This window comes from uncultured Kiloniella sp. (assembly GCF_937128705.1).
Lineage (GTDB): Bacteria > Pseudomonadota > Alphaproteobacteria > Kiloniellales > Kiloniellaceae > Kiloniella.
In genome coordinates this window covers 1-2,189 of sequence record NZ_CAKZMP010000282.1, presented here as the reverse complement: position 1 = coordinate 2,189, position 2,189 = coordinate 1, and the positions used below count along the sequence as shown (strand labels likewise).

At 50.1% G+C, this 2,189-nt stretch carries 2 protein-coding genes; both read right to left on the bottom strand.

All coding sequences use genetic code 11. From position 1 onward, the window contains the following. Window positions 1-1,292: NAD(P)-binding protein (locus Q0241_RS14450; RefSeq protein ID WP_299378711.1), on the bottom strand; the 1,292-nt coding region annotated here is incomplete at its 3' end. 133 nt (window positions 1,293-1,425) lie between these two features. Then, the coding region (locus Q0241_RS14445) for an enolase C-terminal domain-like protein (protein WP_299378709.1) at window positions 1,426-2,189 on the bottom strand (764 nt) is incomplete at its 5' end.

Below are 2,189 nucleotides of genomic sequence, written 5' to 3'. Positions count from 1 at the left end.
CTTTGCGCAGACAGACGAACTTGCCCCCCCGGTTCCGGGGCAGCTTCAAAAACAACAACATCATGCCCGCGTTCAGCCGATACACGCGCCGCTTCCAACCCGGCAGGTCCAGCCCCGACGATGACAACTTTACGTTTCTCATCCGCTGCCGGAATATCGTGCGGCATTGTCAGCTCTCGCCCCGTTGCCGCATTGTGTATGCACAATGCATCCCCGCCCTGATAAATGCGATCCAGACAATAGGTTGCGCCGACACAAGGACGGATATCATCTTCGCGCCCTGCCATAATTTTTCTCACAATATGCGGATCAGCCATGTGCGCCCTGGTCATACCGACCATATCCAGAAGCCCTTCGGCAACCGCATAACGCGCTGTCGCAACATCGGGAATACGGGCAGCATGGAAGGTTGGCATGCCTGTGGCTTTTTTCACTTCTCCGGCGAAATCCAGATGAGGCGCAGATTTCATTCCCTGCACTGGAATAACATCCGTTAGCCCCGGATCTGTATCAATATGCCCACGAATGACGTTGAGAAAATCGACCAACCCAGAACGTTGCAGACGCTTTGAGATTTCAATTCCTTCAGACGCTGAAATTCCATCCTTGTCCGCTTCATCGGCAGTATAGCGAATACCAACAATAAACTTGTCACCAACACGCTTTCGAATAGCTTCAAGCACATTTAACGAAAACCGCATTCTGTTTTCCAGCGACCCGCCATACTCACCATCCAATGTGTTGGTTCGCGGCGACCAGAACTGATCCATCAAGTGCCCATAGGCTTCCAGTTCAATGCCATCCAGCCCAGCAGCTTTCATGCGCTCCGCCGCATCGGCATAATCCTCAATAATTCGAAGAATATCCCAGTCTTCCATCTGCTTCGGGAAAGCACGATGCGACGCTTCGCGGTGGTGCGACGGCGACACGGCAGGTAACCAGTCCCCTTTGTTCCAGCCTGTTCTACGCCCCAGATGAGTCAACTGGATCATCACGGCACATCCATGTTCATGACATGCGTCCGTAACTTTCTTCATCCAAGGCACAACCTCGTCCTTGTAGGCCAACACATTGTTGAACACAGGGGGACTATCACGGGATACGGCGGCAGACCCCGCAGTCATGGTCATACCAACCCCAGCTTTTGCCCGTTCTTCATGATAGGCACGGTAACGATCCTTAGGCATTCCGTCTTCTGGGTAGGCAGGTTCATGGCTTGTGGTCATGATCCGGTTTTTGATTGTCAAATGCTTCAGCTTATAGGGCTGTAACAAAGGATCATTACTGGCCATTTCTCTCTCCTGTTTATTCTTATCCCTGGTCAGTTTCTTTATCTGGCTTTTTGCCTGTTTATCTGTCCGAGGTTTTCATCAATGTTATACGAAAGCTAAAACTCAATAGAAGATTTATACCGCGCGCAGCTGGTTAATTAAGGGGCAACTGACGGAATAATCCGGGGTTAGCAGGATCGTTGAAATGACTCATAGGTCCATGTTCAACAAAATGATCATGCCAGCGTTTCATGGCCTCTGGATCTAGCTCGACCCCCAAACCACATCCTTCCGGTACTGCTATGGTATTATTTGTCTGACGGAAGGGACCGTTTTTAATGACATCGCCAATTTGCCAACGGAACAAAGATTGCGAGGGCTCCGTAATACATGGTGTTACCGCAACAACATGTAAATAGGCCGCGGTCATAATGCCAAGGTCATTTGAATAGCACCAAAAACCTTTGCCCATTGCTTCACAGGCCGCAATAAATTTCATAGTCTTCCCAATGCCCCCGAGCGCAGCAAAGTTACAGACAAAATAATCTGGTGCGCCAAGGGCCACAGCCCGCCGCAAATCAGGGACATGCGTGGAAAAGGGAATGATCGAGTGTTTCCGCAGTTCCGCCATTTCTTCAAAGGTCGCAACCGGATCTTCGTAATTGCGAATATTATACGGCTCTAGTTCTCTCAGAACCCAACGTGCCGTTGTTAAAGACCACTGCATATTTGAATCAAGACGCAACATGGCATCAGCCCCAAGGGCCTCACGCAACAAACGGACGGTTCTGATTTCTAGCTCGGGATCTCCCAAAATAAGCTTACCCTCGAAATAGCTCGAACCGTGCTCATCTTTCATTCTCAAGCAATAATCAACAATGGCCTCGGGGGTCATCTCCCCACCTGCACCGTTGTTTT